At 76.3% G+C, this 16504-nt stretch carries 17 protein-coding genes; 8 read left to right on the top strand and 9 right to left on the bottom strand.

Annotated features, from left to right (window positions below):
- Window positions 1-48 precede the first annotated feature (48 nt).
- From pknB to bfr, 4 genes are all read left to right on the top strand, one after another.
- A complete protein-coding gene (gene pknB, locus ACI8AC_RS19030) occupies window positions 49-2049 on the top strand; it encodes a Stk1 family PASTA domain-containing Ser/Thr kinase (protein WP_456899403.1) in 2001 nt (666 codons plus the stop codon).
- 4 nt (window positions 2050-2053) lie between these two features.
- The gene (locus tag ACI8AC_RS19025) at window positions 2054-2956 is read left to right on the top strand and encodes a deoxyribonuclease IV (protein ID WP_456899402.1); all 903 of its coding nucleotides are present in this window, start codon (window positions 2054-2056) and stop codon (window positions 2954-2956) included.
- A 75-nt stretch (window positions 2957-3031) separates the two neighbouring features.
- The gene (locus tag ACI8AC_RS19020) at window positions 3032-3229 is read left to right on the top strand and encodes a (2Fe-2S)-binding protein (RefSeq protein WP_456899401.1); all 198 of its coding nucleotides are present in this window, start codon (window positions 3032-3034) and stop codon (window positions 3227-3229) included.
- Between the two features lie 90 nt (window positions 3230-3319).
- On the top strand, window positions 3320-3817 hold the full coding sequence (gene bfr, locus ACI8AC_RS19015; protein ID WP_456899400.1) for a bacterioferritin: 498 nt from the start codon (window positions 3320-3322) through the stop codon (window positions 3815-3817).
- Between the two features lie 87 nt (window positions 3818-3904).
- Here bfr and ACI8AC_RS19010 read toward each other — a convergent pair whose 3' ends face one another.
- The 3 genes from ACI8AC_RS19010 to ACI8AC_RS19000 are packed head-to-tail and all read right to left on the bottom strand — an operon-like array spanning window position 3905 to window position 7314.
- Complete coding sequence (locus ACI8AC_RS19010; protein WP_456899399.1) at window positions 3905-4930, bottom strand: threonine aldolase family protein; 1026 nt, start codon at window positions 4928-4930, stop codon at window positions 3905-3907.
- On the bottom strand, window positions 4923-6260 hold the full coding sequence (locus ACI8AC_RS19005; protein ID WP_456899398.1) for a class II 3-deoxy-7-phosphoheptulonate synthase: 1338 nt from the start codon (window positions 6258-6260) through the stop codon (window positions 4923-4925). The genes ACI8AC_RS19010 and ACI8AC_RS19005 overlap by 8 nt, the downstream gene beginning before the upstream one ends.
- Window positions 6261-6288: 28 nt before the next feature.
- Entirely contained in the window at window positions 6289-7314 is a 1026-nt protein-coding gene (locus ACI8AC_RS19000) for a 6-phosphofructokinase (protein ID WP_456899397.1), read from the bottom strand.
- A gap of 86 nt (window positions 7315-7400) precedes the next feature.
- Here ACI8AC_RS19000 and ACI8AC_RS18995 point away from each other — a divergent pair, with 86 nt between their 5' ends.
- Window positions 7401-8282: an NmrA family NAD(P)-binding protein gene (locus ACI8AC_RS18995; protein ID WP_456899396.1), complete on the top strand. Its 882-nt coding sequence runs from the start codon at window positions 7401-7403 to the stop codon at window positions 8280-8282.
- Window positions 8283-8324: 42 nt separating this feature from the next.
- Here ACI8AC_RS18995 and ACI8AC_RS18990 read toward each other — a convergent pair whose 3' ends face one another.
- The 6 genes from ACI8AC_RS18990 to ACI8AC_RS18965 all read right to left on the bottom strand — a co-directional run bounded on the left by ACI8AC_RS18990 (window position 8325) and on the right by ACI8AC_RS18965 (window position 13522).
- Window positions 8325-8930: a hypothetical protein gene (locus ACI8AC_RS18990; protein ID WP_456899395.1), complete on the bottom strand. Its 606-nt coding sequence runs from the start codon at window positions 8928-8930 to the stop codon at window positions 8325-8327.
- Window positions 8931-9063: 133 nt separating this feature from the next.
- Window positions 9064-9483 carry an STAS domain-containing protein gene (locus ACI8AC_RS18985; RefSeq protein WP_456899394.1) on the bottom strand — a complete coding sequence of 140 codons (420 nt, stop codon included), beginning with the start codon at window positions 9481-9483 and terminating at the stop codon, window positions 9064-9066.
- A gap of 101 nt (window positions 9484-9584) precedes the next feature.
- On the bottom strand, window positions 9585-10802 hold the full coding sequence (locus ACI8AC_RS18980; protein WP_456899393.1) for a PucR family transcriptional regulator: 1218 nt from the start codon (window positions 10800-10802) through the stop codon (window positions 9585-9587).
- 84 nt (window positions 10803-10886) lie between these two features.
- Entirely contained in the window at window positions 10887-11372 is a 486-nt protein-coding gene (locus tag ACI8AC_RS18975; protein WP_456899392.1) for a polyadenylate-specific 3'-exoribonuclease AS, read from the bottom strand.
- A 23-nt stretch (window positions 11373-11395) separates the two neighbouring features.
- A complete protein-coding gene (locus tag ACI8AC_RS18970; RefSeq protein ID WP_456899391.1) occupies window positions 11396-12691 on the bottom strand; it encodes a cation:proton antiporter in 1296 nt (431 codons plus the stop codon).
- Window positions 12692-12757: 66 nt separating this feature from the next.
- The gene (locus ACI8AC_RS18965) at window positions 12758-13522 is read right to left on the bottom strand and encodes a lysophospholipid acyltransferase family protein (protein WP_456899390.1); all 765 of its coding nucleotides are present in this window, start codon (window positions 13520-13522) and stop codon (window positions 12758-12760) included.
- Between the two features lie 121 nt (window positions 13523-13643).
- On the opposite strand from ACI8AC_RS18965, the gene ACI8AC_RS18960 reads away from it, so the two are divergent.
- From ACI8AC_RS18960 to ACI8AC_RS18950, 3 genes are read left to right on the top strand one after another with little or no spacing between them, the layout of a single operon-like run.
- The gene (locus tag ACI8AC_RS18960; protein ID WP_456899389.1) at window positions 13644-14429 is read left to right on the top strand and encodes an alpha/beta hydrolase; all 786 of its coding nucleotides are present in this window, start codon (window positions 13644-13646) and stop codon (window positions 14427-14429) included.
- The gene (locus tag ACI8AC_RS18955) at window positions 14426-15109 is read left to right on the top strand and encodes a hypothetical protein (RefSeq protein ID WP_456899388.1); all 684 of its coding nucleotides are present in this window, start codon (window positions 14426-14428) and stop codon (window positions 15107-15109) included. Before ACI8AC_RS18960 ends, ACI8AC_RS18955 begins: the two co-directional genes overlap by 4 nt.
- A 53-nt stretch (window positions 15110-15162) precedes the next feature.
- On the top strand, window positions 15163-16410 hold the full coding sequence (locus ACI8AC_RS18950) for an ornithine cyclodeaminase, nickel-pincer nucleotide-dependent (protein WP_456899387.1): 1248 nt from the start codon (window positions 15163-15165) through the stop codon (window positions 16408-16410).
- The last annotated feature ends 94 nt before the right edge of the window (window positions 16411-16504 follow it).

Here is a 16504-nt window from a genome sequence, read left to right as displayed (position 1 = left end):
CCGCGTGTACCGGCCGTGACCGGCGGCGACGCTCCTACACTCGGCCGCGTGGACACCGCCGTGACCGACCCCGTGGTCGGCCTCGTTCTCGAGGGGCGCTACCACCTCCAGGAACGGCTGGCCCGGGGCGGGATGTCCACCGTCTACGCGGCCCAGGACCTGCGCCTGCACCGCACCGTCGCGGTCAAGGTCATGGCCGAGCACCTGGCCCACGACCCGACCTTCGTCGACCGGTTCACCCGGGAGGCGCGGGCCGCCGCCATGCTCGGCCACCCCAACGTCGTCTCGGTCAGCGACCAGGGCAGCGACCAGGGGCTGGTGTTCCTCGTCATGGAGCTGGTCCGGGGGCGGACCCTCCGCGACCTGCTCCAGGCGCGCGGCCGGCTGACGGTGGCCGAGGCCTTCGCCGTCCTCGAGCCGGTGCTGGCCGGGCTGACCGCCGCGCACCGCGCCGGCATCGTGCACCGCGACATCAAGCCCGAGAACGTGCTCATCGGGGTCGACGGCGTGGTCAAGGTCGCCGACTTCGGGCTGGCCCGTGCCCTGACCGGCACCGGCCAGACCAGCCACACCGGCGGGGTGCTCATCGGCACCGTCGCCTACCTCTCCCCCGAGCAGCTCGAGCGCGGCAAGGCCGACGCGCGCAGCGACGTGTACGCCGCCGGGGTCGTCCTCTACGAGATGCTCACCGGCCACCCGCCCTACGGCGGGGACACCCCGCTGGCGGTGGCCTACCAGCACGTCCACCACGACATGCCGCCGCCCTCGGCGGAGGTGCCCGGCATCCCGTGGCAGGTCGACGAGCTGGTGACCCGCACGACCCGCCGGGAGCCCGCCGTCCGCCCGCTGGACGCCGGCGCGTTCCTCGCCGACCTCGAGGACGTCCGCAGCGACCTCGGCGTCGAGCGCATGCCGGTGCCCACCGGCCGCAGCAACGCCGGCCCGGGGACCCTGCGGCCGACCAACCGGCCCACCCGCCCCCGGCCGCGGCACCCCAGCGACCCCGGCGAGCCGCGCACCCAGGTGCTCGGCCCCGGCGGCAGCCGGCCGGGCCGCGGCTCCCGCACGAGCACGCTGCCCGGCATGGGCGCCGGCCCGACCACCGACGTCGGCGGGCGCCGGCCGGGCCCGCCGGAGCGCCCGCGACCCGGCGTCCCCCAGGCGGTGCGCCGCCGCCGCGCCCGGCTGGCCGTGGCGGTCGTGCTCCTCATGCTCGTGACGATCGGTGCCGTGGGCTGGTGGCTGGGCTCCGGCCGCTGGACGACGGTGCCCTCGCTGGCCGGCCGCGAGCAGGCGGTCGCGCTGGACCTGCTCCAGGAGGCCGGCCTCGACCCGGTCGTGGCCGAGGAGCGGTTCAGCGAGGACGTCCCGGCGGGCGTGGTCATCTCCGCCGACCCCGACGGGGGCGAGGCGATCCGCGGCACCGACGTCGAGCTGGTGGTGTCGCGGGGCCAGGAGCGCTTCGAGGTGCGCACCGGCCTCGTCGGCCTGCCGCTGGACGAGGTCCGCGCCGAGCTCGAGGACGTGCCCGTCGTCCGCACCGAGGTCCAGGACTACAGCGACGACGTGCCCGTCGGCCACGTCTCCGGGTTCGAGCCGGAGGCCGGCACGCCCCTGCAGCGGGGCCAGGACCTCACCGTCTACGTGAGCCGCGGGCCCGCGCCGGTCGCCGTCCCGGCGCTGGTCGGCCTCTCCCCGGACGAGGCCGCCGCGAACCTCGAGGCGCTGGGCTTCCGCGTCGCCCGGGACGAGGGCCGCAGCGCCGACGTCGACACCGGCGAGGTCATGGCCGTCACCCCGGTGACCGGCGAGAAGGCCCCCTACGGGAGCACCGTGACGATCACCGTCTCCGCCGGGGTGCCGCAGGTGACCGTGCCGGACGTGTCCGACCGCAGCCAGGAGGAGGCCGTCGCCATCCTGGAGCAGGCCGGCCTGGTCCCCGAGTTCCAGACCTTCATCACCGGCGACCGCGTCTACCGCCAGCGTCCCGCGGCCGGCGAGGTCGTCGACCAGGGCACGACCGTCAACCTCTTGTTGAGCTTCGGGTAGGTCCATGCACCCCCCGCCGATCGGCGCGCACATCCAGATCAGGGGCGGCCTGGCCACCGGCGGCCTGGCCTACACCGACGCGGTCGGCGCCCGGGCGGTCCAGGTCTTCGTCGGCAACCCCCGCGGCTGGCGGCTGACCGCCGGCGACCCCCGCCAGGACGCCCGCTTCGTCGAGGGCTGCGCCGAGCGCGGCGTCCCGTCGTTCATCCACACGCCGTTCCTGGTCAACGTCGGGTCCCCGTCGGAGGCGACCGTCGAGCGGTCGGTCGCCACCGTCGCGCACAACCTGGCCCGCGGCGCCGAGCTCGGCTGCCGCGGCGTGGTGGTGCACGCCGGCTCGGCGGTCGGCGAGGACCGCTACGACGACGCCCTCCGCCAGCTGCACGAGCGGCTGCTGCCGGTGCTCGAGGCCGCGCCGGAGGACGGGCCGCGGCTGCTCGTCGAGCCGACCGCCGGCGGCGGGTGCTCCCTGGCCGCCACGGTCGAGGACCTCGGCCCCTACCTCGCCGCCCTGGAGCACCACCCGCTGGTCGGCGTCTGCTTCGACACCTGCCACGCCTGGGCGGCCGGGCACGACCTGTCCGTTCCGGGCGGGATGACCGCGACCCTCGACGCGCTGGAGGCCGCGGTCGGCCCCGGGCGGCTGGGCCTGGTGCACGCCAACGACTCGCTCGACGGCTGCGGCTCCCGGCGCGACCGGCACACCACCATCGGGGCCGGCACCATCGGCGGCGGGGCCCACGGCCTCGGGCCGTTCGCCGAGCTGCTCGCCCACCGCACGACGGCCGGCGTCGCGGTGGTCGTGGAGACGCCGAGCGAGAAGGACGGCGTCCCGTGGGCCGGGCACGCCGCCGACATCGCGCTGCTGGGCTCCCTGCTGCCGTCCACGGCGGAGGACGCCGCCTGACCTGGCCGGTTGGCAGCCAGGTCAGGCTGGGCTAACTTAGGCGTGCCTTGCCTGCACCACCCGGGAGCGCCGAGCGTGTACGTGTGCATCTGCTTCGCCGTCAGCGAGCACGAACTGGCCGCAGCCATCGCCGACGGGGCCCGGACCGAGGAGGAGGTCGGCGACGCCTGCGCGGCCGGCACCGGCTGCGGCAGCTGCCTGGACCGCATCTGCGACCGGCTGCGCGCCACCGACCCGCTGCACGGGCTGCAACTCCGGGAGCCCGCCGCGTGAGGTCGGGTCCCCTCGGCGAGGCCGACCCGGCCCGGTCCCCGCGCGGCGCTCCCGCTAGCCTCGGCCGCAGCCGAGCCGAGGAGAGACCCCATGCAGGGTGACGCGCGGGTGATCGAGCTGCTCAACGAGCAGCTGACCAGCGAGCTGACCGCCATCAACCAGTACTTCCTGCACGCCAAGATGCAGGAGAACTGGGGGTACAACAGGCTCGCGGCGTACACGCGCAAGGAGTCCATCGAGGAGATGACCCACGCGGAGCGGCTCACCGACCGCATCCTCTTCCTCGAGGGCCTGCCCAACTACCAGAAGCTGCTGCCGCTGCGGATCGGCCAGACGGTCCGCGAGCAGTTCGAGTCCGACATGGCCATCGAGGTGGAGGTCCTCGCCCGGCTGCGCGAGGCGATCCCGTACTGCGAGTCGGTGGGCGACCGGGTCAGCAAGAACCTCTTCGAGTCCATCCTCGAGGACGAGGAGCACCACATCGACTACCTCGAGACCCAGTTGCACCTGCTCGACACCCTCGGCGAGCAGCTGTACCTCGCCGGCCAGGTCGAGCACCCCACCACCGGGGCCGGCGACACCGAGTAGACCGACCCCGCAGGCCCCTGGCCCCGTGCCGACAGCGGGGCCCGGGCCCGGTCGCAGCCCGGCTGCCGGCCCGTCCGCGTGCGCGGGTCAGCGGTCGAGCAGCTCCGCGAGAACCTGCGCCGCGCGCTCGACCCCGGCACGGTCCACGTCGAGGTTGGTGACCAGCCGCAGCCGGGTCGGGGCCACCTGGCTGACCAGCACGCCGCGGGCCTTGGCGGCCTCGGCCACCACGGGCGCGTTGACGCCGTCGATGCGCACGATGTTGGTCTCCACGCCCGCCGGGTCCACGCCGAGCCGCTCGGCGAGCAGCCGCGCGTGCGCGTGGTCCTCGGCCAGCCGCCCCAGGTGGTGGTCGAGGGCGTGGAGCCCCGCGGCGGCCAGCACCCCGGCCTGCCGCATGCCGCCGCCGAGCCGCTTGCGCCAGAGCCGGGCGACCGCGATGCGCTCGGCCGAGGCGACCAGCACCGAGCCGACCGGCGCACCGAGCCCCTTCGACAGGCACACCGACGCGGTGTCGGCCAGCCGCCCGTAGGCGGCCAGGTCGACCCCGGAAGCGACCGAGGCGTTCCAGATCCGCGCGCCGTCGAGGTGCACCGCCACACCGGCGCCCCGCGACCACTCCCACAGCCGCTGCAGCTCGCCCAGCGGCTGCACCAGCCCACCGCCCCGGTTGTGGGTGTTCTCGACCGCGACCGCGGCGGTGGCGGTCAGGTGCCAGTCACCGTGCGGGCGGACCTGCGCGACCAGCGCGTCGACGTCGAGCCGGCCGGTGCCGGACACGACGGTGCGGGTGGAGATGCCGAAGACCGCGGCCGCGGCGCCCATCTCGTAGGTGACCACGTGCGCGTCGGCGTCGCAGAGCACCTCCTGGCCGGGCTCGCAGACCAGGCGCATGCCGATCTGGTTGCCCATGGTCCCCGACGGCACGAACAGCGCCGCCTCGTGACCCATGAGGTCGGCGACCCGCTCCTCCAGCGCCCGGATCGACGGGTCCTCGCCGTAGACGTCGTCCCCCACGCAGGCCTCCGCCATCGCCCGGCGCATGCCGGGGGTGGGGCGGGTGACGGTGTCGGAGCGGAGGTCCACCGGGCCGGGGCCGGTGGGCTCAGCCACGCAGCATCTCGGCGACCAGGAAGGCCAGCTCCAGCGACTGCCCGGTGTTCAGCCGCGGGTCGCAGGCGGTCTCGTAGCGGCTGTTGAGGTCCTCGTCGCTGATCTCCATGGCCCCGCCGAGGCACTCGGTGACGTCCTCGCCGGTGAGCTCGACGTGGATGCCGCCGGGCCAGGTGCCCAGGGCCCGGTGGACGTCGAAGAAGCCGAGGACCTCGTCGACGATCCGGTCGAAGTGCCGGGTCTTGTAGCCGGTGGGCGACTCGTGGGTGTTGCCGTGCATCGGGTCGCACTGCCAGACGACCTGGTGTCCGCTGGCGGTGACCTTCTCCACGATCGCCGGCAGCACGTCGCGGATCTTCCCGTTGCCCATCCGGCTGATGAGGGTCAGCCGGCCGGGCACCCCGTCGGGGTCGAGCCGCTCGACGAGCTCGACGGCCTGCTCCGGCGTCGTCGTCGGGCCGATCTTGACGCCGATCGGGTTGGCGATGCGGGACATGAACTCCACGTGCGCGCCGTCGAGCTGCCGCGTGCGCTCGCCGATCCAGACGAAGTGCGCCGAGGAGGCGAAGGCCCGGCCGGCGTCGACGCGCAGCAGCGCCCGCTCGTAGTCGAGCACGAGCGCCTCGTGCGAGTTGTACAGCTCCACCCCGCGCAGGGCGGTGTCATCCACGCCGCAGGCCTTCATGAAGGCCAGCGCCCGGTCGATCTCCCGGGCGATCACCTCGTACCGCACGCCGGCCGGGGAGTTGGCGACGAAGTCCTTGTTCCAGTCGTGCACGGCGTGCAGGTCGGCCAGCCCGCCGCGGGCGTAGGCGCGGATCATGTTCATGGCCGCCGCGGCGTTGGCGTAGGCGCGGACCAGCCGGTTGGGGTCGGGGATCCGCTTCTCCAGCACCGGCTCGATCGAGTTCACCATGTCGCCGCGGTAGGACGGCAGGCCGAGGGCGTCGGTGTCCGACGAGCGGGGCTTGGCGTACTGCCCGGCCACCCGGCCGACCTTCACCACCGGCACGCTCGCGCCGTAGGTGAGGACGACGGCCATCTGCAGCAGCGTCCGCGTGGTGCTCTGCAGGTGCGCGTCGGTGTTCTCGTCGAAGGTCTCGGCGCAGTCGCCGCCCTGGAGCAGGAACGCCTTGCCCTGCGCCACCTGGGCCAGCCGGGTGCGCAGCTCGTCCACCTCGCTGGCGGCGACGATGGGCGGCACCGACGACAGCGTGGACAGCACGGTGTCGAGCGCGGCGCGGTCGGGCCACTGCGGCTGCTGGGCGGCGGGCAGGTCCCGCCACCGGTCCAGGCCGTCGACCAGCTGGGCGGGATCGCTGAGGCTCACGTCTGCCAAGGGTACGGCGGGCCCCCGGTCAGCCGAAGAAGACCTCCACCTCCGCGTACCGGTCCACGGGGACCAGCTTCAGCCGGGCGGTGGCCGCCGACAGCGGCACCCGCACGATGTCGGTGCCCCGCAGGGCGACCATGACCCCCGACTCGCCGTCGTGCACGGCGTCGATGGCGGCGAGGCCGAAGCGGGTGGCCAGCACCCGGTCGAAGTGCGAGGGCGTGCCGCCGCGCTGCAGGTGCCCGAGGACCACGGCGCGGGCCTCCCGCCCGGTGCGCTGCTCGATGAGGGAGGCCAGCCCGATCCCGATCCCGCCGAGCCGGACGTGCCCGAAGGCGTCCGTCTCCCCGGTCTGCATCGCCAGCTCCCCGCCCTTCGGGGCGGCACCCTCCGACACCACGACGATCGGCGAGAACCCCGACTCGAACCGGTGCTGGCAGTGCGTCACGACGGCGTCGACGTCGAAGGGCTGCTCGGGGATGAGCACGACGTTGGCCCCGCCGGCCATCCCGGCGTGCAGGGCGATCCACCCGGCGTGCCGGCCCATCACCTCGACGACGAGGGTGCGGTGGTGGCTGTCGCCGGTGGTGTGCAGCCGGTCGATGGCCTCCATGGCCACGCCGACGGCGGTGTCGAAGCCGAAGGTGTAGTCGGTGGCGTCGAGGTCGTTGTCGATCGTCTTGGGCACGCCGACGACCCGGACGCCGGCCTCGGCCAGCCGGGTGGCCACCCCGAGGGTGTCCTCGCCGCCGATGGGGACCAGCGCCTCGATCCCCAGCCGCTCCAGGGTGGCCAGCACCCGGTCGGCACCCCCCTCGATGGCGTAGGGGTTGGTGCGCGAGGTGCCGAGGATCGTGCCGCCGCGCGGGAGGATGCCGCGGACCGCCGCGAGGTCGAGGTCGTGCGTGTCGGCCTCCAGCACCCCGCGCCAGCCGTCCCGGAAGCCGACCACCTCGTCGCCGTGGTGGGTGACGCCCTTGCGGACCACCGCGCGGATCACCGCGTTGAGCCCGGGGCAGTCGCCGCCGCCGGTCAGGATGCCGATGCGCATGTACGTCCTCCGGGAAGGTCCGTGGCCCGAGAGCGGTTGGCTGCGGTCATGATGCCGCAGGTCCAGGTCGTACCCGTAGGACACGCGTGATCGCCGTCACCGGGAGCACGGGTGCGCTCGGGGGGCGGGTCGCCCGTCACCTCGCCGCCGCTGCCCCGGCACCGGCCCTGCGCCTGGTCGTCCGCGACCCCACCCGGGCCCCGGTGCTGCCCGGTGCCGAGGTGGTGCCGGTGCCGGGCGGCTACGCCGACGGCCCGGGGATGACCGCGGCGCTGGCCGGCGTGCACACGCTCTACCTGGTCTCGGCCGCCGAGGCGGAGGACCGGCTGCAGCAGCACCTGACCGCCGTCCGGGCCGCCGCGGACGCCGGCGTGCAGTGCGTCGTCTACACCTCCTTCCTCGGGGCCGCGCCGGACGCGGTCTTCACCCTGGCCCGCCAGCACGCCGCCACCGAGGCGGCGCTGGCGGCCACCGGGGTGCGGACGACCGTCCTGCGGCACGGCATGTACGCCGACTTCGTGCCCTTCTTCGCCACCCGGGAGGACGGCCGGGCGGTCATCGCCGCCCCCGGCGGGCAGGGGCGGGCGAGCTTCGTCTCCCGTGACGACCTGGCCGAGGTCGGCGCGGCGGCGCTGCTCGACGACTCCCCCGCCCTGGACGGCGCCGTCCTCGCGGTGACCGGCCCGCAGGCGCTGACGCTGGCCGAGGCCGCCGCCGTCCTCGCCGAGGTCACCGGGCTGCCGGCCGCGTACCGCGAGCAGACGGTCGAGGAGGCCTGGGCCACCCGCCGCCCCTCCGGGCACCCGGACTGGGAGGTCGAGGGGTGGGTGAGCAGCTACCTGGCGATCGCCGCGGGCGAGCTGGCCGAGGTCACCGACGTGGTGCCCCGGCTGACCGGGCACCCGGCGCGGACCCTCGCCGAGCACCTGCGCGCCCACCCCGAGGACTGGGCCGCCCTGCGCGGCTGACGGCGGGCCCCCGCCGCCCGCGCCGGGCGCGACCGGCCGGGCTCACCCGGCCGCGTCGGCACGGGTGTGCGGCCCCGGCGGGTCGCCGCCGGCCCGCAGCCAGGCCGCGACGCCCTCCGGGTCCCGGCGGGTCAGCTCGTCGAGCACCGCCGCGCGCCGGCGCACCGCCCGCGCGCGGTCGCGGGGCGAGGACCACCGGTCGAGCACCGCACCGGCGGCCTCCCACACGGCCACCAGCTGCGGGGTGGGCAGCGAGGGGAGGACGTCGTCCGCCGGCCCGTCGTCGTCCGCCGCGACCACGAACTCGAGCGCGGCGGCGGACCCGAGGACGAGCACCAGGACGACCAGCACGCCCCCGCCCGGCGCCAGCTGGTGCGTGCCGGCCGCGAACGGCAGCGCCAGCACCCCGACGGCACCGGCGAGCGCCGCGGCCCGCCGGGTGCGCGGCCGCACCGGGCCGACGGGCTCGGCGGTGAGGACGACCCCGGCGGCGAACAGGCCGAGCAGCGGTCCCAGGCCGAGGACCGTCCAGGTCGGGAGGAGCAGCGCACCGAGCAGGGACACCGGGACGGCGACCAGCGGGACCACGCGCCTCCCGGCCCGGGCCAGGGGTCGGCACCAGGCGGGCAGTCCGGTCGGGTCCCCCACGGTCACCTCCTCCCCCCGGTCCGGCGCCTCCCGGCGGGCCTGCCCGCTGCGCTGCCGCGCCGGCGGGTGCGCACCCGGGCCGCGACCGGCACGGCCGGCCGGGCGTCGCCTGCCAGGCTGCGGCAGCGACCGCTCACCCCGCCCGGGACGACCCGCCGGGCCGGCGCGACGGCACCGGCGGCACGCCGCGGCACGGACGGGCACCCATCAGCGCGAGCAGCCGCCGCACCGCCGGGGAGGCGGCGACGAGGACGACACCCGGGCGCAGCAGCGGCGCCAGCCCGTGGCTGTCGGCGAACGGGACCGCCCGCAGGTCGACCGCCACCGGGCCGCCCCCGACCGCCGCCAGGTACTCGAGGACGGCGGTCACCAGCCGCTCCCCGGTGGCGTCCAGGTCCCCGCGGACGACCACGACCGGCCCGGCGGGCCCGGTGCGGATCTCCGCGCTCAGCCCCTCCGACCACGGATCCCCGCCGTCCTGCGCCGGGAACCGGTGCCGGGCGGTGCGCCGTTCGGGCGCGGGAGGTGCGACCGGGTGCGAGAGGGCACGCATGCACCGGATGCTCGTCGGCAACCGGCCCGCGCGCCCAGGTGCGGCCGGGGACGTCTCCTGGTCCCGGCACCTGCCGGGTCCCGGCAGGGAACGGGCGGCGGTCACGCCCCGGGCAGGGGCGTGCGCGGCCAGTCCAGCAGCCGCGCCCCGGTGACCGCGACCTGCAGGGGGAGGTCGGCGGCAGGATCGCCCGGGCGGTGGCCGGTGAGCTCGCGCACCCGCTCCAGGCGGTAGGTGACCGCCCGCACCGACAGGTGCAGCCGCCGGGCGGTCTCGGCGGAGTTGCGCCCGGCGGCGAACCAGGTCTCCAGGGTGCGCAGCAGCGGGACCGGCCCGCCCCGTGCCGCGGTCAGCGGGCCCAGCACGGTGCCCACGAGGTCGGCGATCGCGTCCTCGTCGCGCAGCAGGACCCGGTAGACCAGCAGGTCGCGGGCGTGCGTGACGCGCTGCGGCAGGTCCAGCCGCGCCGCGACGTCGAGGGCCTCCAGCGCCTCCAGGTAGGAGCGGGCGACGCCCTGCGGGCCGGGGTGGGCGCGACCGACCCCGGCCCGCCAGGTGACCTGGCGGGTGAGCCGGGCCACGGCCGGACCGGCCCGCGCGGCCAGCTCCTCCGCCGCGGCCGCGTGCGCGGCGGGACCGGCCGCGGGCGGGACGGCGAGCACGACGGCCAGCCGGCCCTCCTTGACCGCGACCAGCGTCCCGCGGTGCGCCGCACGGGCCCGCAGGTCGTCCTCGAGCAGGGCGGCCACGGGCATGCCGGAGTCCGCGGCCCGGTCGGTGGCGGCCAGCAGCACCAGGTGGGTGCCGGCCAGCGAGAGGCCGAAGTGCTCGGCGCGCTCGACCAGCGACCCGACGTCCGAGCCGCCGCCGAGGAGGTCCTCGACGAACTCGCGGCGGAACGCCTCCTCGCGGCGCACCACCTGCCGCTGCGCCTCGCCGTGCCCCCCGGCCAGCGCGGCCAGCGCGGTGTCCGCCGCCTGCCACACCGCCTCGCCCAGGGCGACCAGCTCCGCCGTGCGGACCGGCCGGCCGCGGCCGGCGGCGACCAGCTCCGGCAGCCACGGCCACAGCCGCCGGGAGGCGGACATGTAGAGGTCCACGAGCACCGGCAGCCCGACGCCCGCGGCCGCGGCCTCCCCGCCGGCCCGCCGGCAGGCCTCCTCGTCCTCGGCGCTGAGCCGGCCGCCGGTGCGGGCCACGGCGACCAGCGCGACCAGGTAGCCCTCCAGCAGCCCCGCAGGCAGGGCGTGCTCCCGGGCGACGGCCTCGGCGATGCGGGCGGTGACGGACCCGGTCGCGTCGGCGGGTAGCGCGTCCACGCGGCGCACTCTGCCGCTCCCCCGGCAGCGCCGCCACGCCCGCCGGCGTCGTCACGTGATCGCAACGGGGCCGTCGGACCCCGGTCAGCCGCCGGCGGCCTCCATGGCCCGCCAGCGGGCCAGGTTGTACCGGGCGTCGACCAGCGCGTCGTGGCTGCCGGCCGGTTTGGGCGGCAGGGACGGCCGACCCCGGTCGTCCCAGCGCTGCCGGAGCTCTCGGGTGAACCGCGGCACCGCCCGGGGCAGCGCGGTCATGGGCCCCCACAGCTGGCACAGGGCGACGTGGTCGTAGGCGCCGAACCAGGCCCACAGCTCCACCTCCTCGCCCGGGCCGGTGAGGAAGGCGAGCAGGTCCTCGCGGATCCGCCTGCGGCTGCGCCACGCCCGGTCGGCCGGGGGCGGCAGCTGGTCGAGCACGTTGCGCCGCACCCACGGGATCGCCCGCCGCTCGTCGAACTCGGTGCTGACCGCGTAGAACTCCCGCCCGGCCTCGTCGACGACCCCGATGGACACCAGGTCGATCGTGGTGCCGTCCTCGATGAACTCGGTGTCGTAGAAGTACCGCCGCACGGCGCCCACCGTAGGTGGGCCCCTCAGGTGGCCGTGACCGGAGCCGCGGCCTCCGTCCCGTGCAGCCGGCGGGCGGCCTGCGCGCGGTGGCGGTCCAGCCAGCCCATCACCGGCGCGGCCGCCGCCCCGTGCAGCACGATCGACCCGACGACGACCAGCACCGTCACCCGCCAGAGCTGCCCGCCCCCGGGGATGTCGGCCTCGGACAGCCCGTAGGCCAGGTAGTACAGGGAGCCCACGCCGCGGATGCCGAAGGCGGCGATGACCAGCCGCTCCCGGCGCCCGGTGCCGCTCCCGGCCAGGCCCAGCCACCCGGCCAGCGGTCGCACCACGAGCAGGAAGGCCGCCGCGAGCGCCACCTCGGCCCAGCCGAGGCCGGCGAGCACCCCCCGGGCGACCGCGCCGCCGACCAGCAGCAGGACGACGACGGTGAGCACCCGCTCCAGCTGCTCGACGTGGGCGTGCAGGACCCGGTGCCGCCCGTGCCGTCGCTCGGCGGCCCGCACCGTGCAGGCGCACACGAAGACCGCGATGAACCCGTAGCCCTCGACGAGCTCGGCCACGCCGTAGGCCAGGAGCACACCGGTGAGGGCGACGAAGCCCTCGGCGCGCTCGGCCAGGCGGGCCTGTTCGGCCGGCCGGGAGAAGAACATCGCCCGCAGCACCCAGCCCACGGCCACACCCGCCGCCACGCCCGCGGCGATCCGCCACAGCAGGTCGAGGGCCACCCACTCGCCGAGCCAGCCGGAGGGGGCCAGGCCGGCGGCGGCGATCGCCACGGCGGCGTAGGTGAACGGGAACGCCAGGCCGTCGTTGAGCCCGGCCTCGGAGGTCAGCGCGAACCGGGTCTCGTCCTCGTCCTGCTCGCCGTCCCCCGGCTCGCCGACCTGGACCTCGGTGGCCAGCACGGGGTCGGTGGGCGCGAGTGCGGCGGCGAGCAGCACGGCGGCCGCCGCGCCGAGCCCCAGCAGCCAGCTCCCGAGCAGTCCCACGGCCAGCACCGACAGCGGCATGGTGACCGCCAGCAGCCGCCAGGTCGTCCCCCACCGGCGCAGCCCGACCGGCCGGTCCAGCGCCAGACCGGCGCCCATCAGGGAGACGATGACGACCAGCTCGGTCAGGTGCACCGCCACGGTCTCGTGCCGCAGCGGGTCGGGTGTCGGCAGCCCGTCGGCCAGCGCGAACGCCACGACGCCGATGCCCACGAACACCATGGGCATCGAGACCGGCGCCCGGGAGAGCACGCGCGGGAGGACGGCGGCCAGCAGCGCCGCGACCCCCGCGGCCGCGTAGACCAGGCCGGTCGGGTCCAGGCTCACCGGGGAGGACGACGGGGTCGACGGAACACGGTCCGATCGTGGGTCACCGACCCCGTCCCCGCAGGGTCAGCCCGCCAGGGACTCCGGTGCGCGCTCGGCGGACTCCTCGGCCGGCGGCATCATCCGCAGCAGCACCTCCGCCGCGCTGGCCCCGGTGGCGTCCATCGACTTCTTCACCCGGGCGCCGTAGACGTCGACGTACTCCTGCGCGGACAGGGTCATGATCTCGTACATGATCTCGTCGGTGATCGACCGCTCGACGAAGCGGTCACCGGCCAGGCCCTCGTAGCGGCTGAAGTCCAGCGGCTGCCCGAACCGCACGCACACCCGCGGCAGCCTCCGGCCGACCAGCGGCAGGGAGCGCGGCTCGTAGACCATCGCCACCGGGACGACGGGCACCCCGGTCTCGAGCGCCATGCGCGCCACGCCGGTCTTGCCGCGGAACAGCCGGCCGTCGGGCGAGCGCGTGCCCTCGGGGTAGATGCCGAGCAGCCGGCCCTCGCGCAGGAGGCGCAGCCCGGTGCGGATCGCGTTCTCCGCGGCCGAGGCGCTGGAGCGGTCGATGGGGACCTGGCCCGCGCCGGCGAAGAAGGCCCGCTGCAGGAACCCCTTCACGCCGCGACCGGTGAAGTACTCGGACTTGGCGAGGAAGGTCACCCGCCGGCGCAGCGCCAGCGGCATGAACACCCAGTCCGCGGCCGAGAGGTGGTTGCTGGCCAGGATCGCCGCCCCCGTGCGGGGGACGTGCGACGTGCCTTCGGCCCGCGGCCGGAGCACGAGCTTCACGACCGGGCCGATGGCCACGAACTTGAGGAACCAGTAGAACAACACGCCTCCCTCGGGGGCTGCCAGACTAAGGAGCCCGGCGGCAGGACGACAATCGAGCCCGTCCCGTCCGCCGGACCAGCCGTGACGTACCCGCCGGGCCCGGCCCGGACGCCGAGGAGGACCCGTGCCCGACCCCGAGGTGCAGCCCGGCGCCGAGCCCTTCTCCCACCCCGGCGGCCCGGCCGGCGAGGGCACCGGCGTGCTCCTGGTGCACGGCTTCACCGGCTCCCCGTTCAGCATGCGGCCCTGGGGCGAGCACCTGGCCGCCGAGGGCTTCGCCGTCCGCGCCCCGCTGCTACCGGGCCACGGCACCCGGTGGCAGGACTGCAACCTCAGCACCGAGGAGGACTGGGTGCAGGCGGTCTCCGCCGCCCTGGACGAGCTGGCCGGGGAGTGCGACCGCGTCGTGGTGGCCGGGCTGTCCATGGGCGGCACGCTGGCGCTCCGGCTGGCCCAGCTGCGCCCCGACGACGTCCACGGCCTGGTCCTGGTCAACCCGTCGCTGCTCACCGAGCGGCTCGACGCCAAGCTGCTGCCGCTGCTGGCCCGGGTCACGCCGAGCTGGCGGGCCATCGCCGACGACATCAAGAAGCCGGGGGTCACCGAGCGGGCCTACGGCCGGCTGCCCACCCGCGCCGTCCTGGGGCTGCGTCGGCTGTGGACGGCGACCCGCGCCGGGCTGGGCTCGGTGACCGCGCCGCTGCTGGTGTTCCGCAGCGTCACCGACCACGTGGTCGAGCCGGCGTCGGTCCGGGTGCTGCTCGCCGAGGTGGGCAGCACCGACGTCACCGAGGTCCTCCTGGAGGACAGCTACCACGTGGCCACCCTGGACAACGACGCACCGCGCATCCAGGCCGGCTCCGTGGAGTGGATCCGCGCCCGCACGCCCGCCCGCGAGGCCGGCGCGTGAGCGGGCCGCGCCGCGGCCGGGGACGGCGCGACAACGGCCTGGACGCCGCGCTGTGGTCCCCGCTGCGCGACGTCGACCCGCGGGTCGGGGAGCACCTGCTCGACGTCCTGCGCGAGGCCGGTATCGCCGCCTACCTGGAGCCCTCGGCCGACGTGGAGCCCTACACCCGCACGGTGTCGCTGCCGAGCCCGCCGACCGACCGGCTGTTCGTCGACCGGGCCCGGGTCGGCGAGGGCCGCGCCCTGGTCGACCAGCACGCCGACGAGCACGTCCCCGAGCGCACCCGGGCGCCGCGCGCGTCCCGGCCCGACGTCGACGAGGACGCCGAGTGGGCGCGCATCGTCGCCGCCTTCGAGGCCGAGCACGGCCGGACGGTGGGCGGCGAGGCCGACGCCCCGGCCCCGGTCCCGGCCGAGCCCGACCTGCTCGACCTCCCCGAGGAGCACTACGAGCCGCCGCCGCCCCCGCCGGTCCCGGCCCCCTCCCCCGCCTCCCTCTACGCGGTGCTGCTCGTGGCCGCCGGCGCCGTCCTCGTCTTCGCACCGCGGCTGGTGGGGCTGTCCGGGGACACCGGCCTCGTGCTCGGGGTGGCCGCGGTCGCCGGCGGTGCCTGGCTGCTGCTCTCCCGGATGCGCGAGCGCTCGCTGGACGACGACGGGGACGACGGCGCGGTCGTCTGACGGCCCGCGCGGGCGGGGCGGAGGGCCGGGGTCCTGCCGCTAACCTGCGGCGGGTGGAGCCCACGCAGACCCCCACACCGCACGCCACGACGGTCGCCCTGACCGGGCACCTCATGGACACCGGCGCCCTGGCCCGGGTCCTCGACGACGTGCTCGAGTACGGCGGGGACTACCGCATCGAGCAGCTGGACCTCGGTCGCCAGCACGAGGACGAGTCCCGCGCGCTGGTGCGGGTCAGCGCCGCCGACGCCGACCTGCTCGACCGCATCGTCATGCGGCTGCAGACCCACGGCGCCAACGCCGTCGACCCGGGGACGGCGACCCTGCGGCCGGCGCCCGCCGACGGCGTGTTCCCCGACGACTTCTACTCCACGACCAACCTGGACACCTCCGTGCGGCTCGACCGCGAGTGGCTGCCGGTCGACCGCGCCGAGATGGACTGCGGGCTGGTCGTGTCCGAGGAGGGCGGCCGGCCGGTGGTGCGCACCGTCCCGGTGAGCGACGTCCGCGCCGGCGAGCAGGTGGTCTGCGGGTCGCACGGCGTGCGGGTCGAGCTGCCGCCCGCGGTCGCCCGCGGGGACGAGGAGGCCTTCGGCTTCATGTCCTCGGTGGCCTCGAGCGAGAAGCCGCAGGTGGTGCTGGTGCGCCAGATCGCCGAGCGGATGCGGGAGGTCAAGGCGGCCGGGCAGAAGGTGCTGTGGGTCGGCGGGCCGGCCGTCGTCCACACCGGCGCGGCGCCGGCGATGGTGCGGCTGGTCGAGGCCGGTTACGTCGACGTCCTCTTCGCCGGCAACGCGCTGGCCACCCACGACATCGAGTCGGCGCTGTTCGGCACGTCGCTGGGCGTCGACCTGGCCAAGGGCTCGGGCGTGCCGCACGGGCACGAGCACCACATCCGGGCGATCAACACGATCCGGCGGGCCGGGTCGATCGCGGGGGCCGTGTCCTCCGGCGTCCTCACCGGCGGGGTCATGCACGCGATGGTGCGGGCCGGCAAGCCGTTCGTGCTGGTCGGGTCGGTGCGCGACGACGGCCCGCTGCCCGACGTGCACACCGACGTCCTCGAGGGTCAGCGGGCGATGCGGGCCCAGCTGCCGGGGGTCGGCTTCTGCATCATGGTCGCCACGATGCTGCACGCGATCGCGACGGGGAACATCCTCCCGGCGTCGGTGCCGCTGGTCTGCGTGGACATCAACCCGGCGACGGTGACCAAGCTGGCCGACCGCGGCAGCGCCCAGGCCATCGGCATCGTCACCGACATCGGCCTGTTCCTCGAGCAGCTGGCCCGCGAGCTGACCTGAGCGGAGGGGGGGGGGGGGGGGGGGGGGGGGGGGCGGGGCGCGGGCCCGCCCCCCCCCCCCCCCCCCGGCGGCCGGCCGGGGCGCCTGGCCGCGC

It is taken from the genome of Geodermatophilus sp. SYSU D00758 (assembly GCF_054049955.1).
Note: the sequence above shows the minus strand (reverse complement) of the source record. Positions and strands in the feature narration are given on the sequence as shown.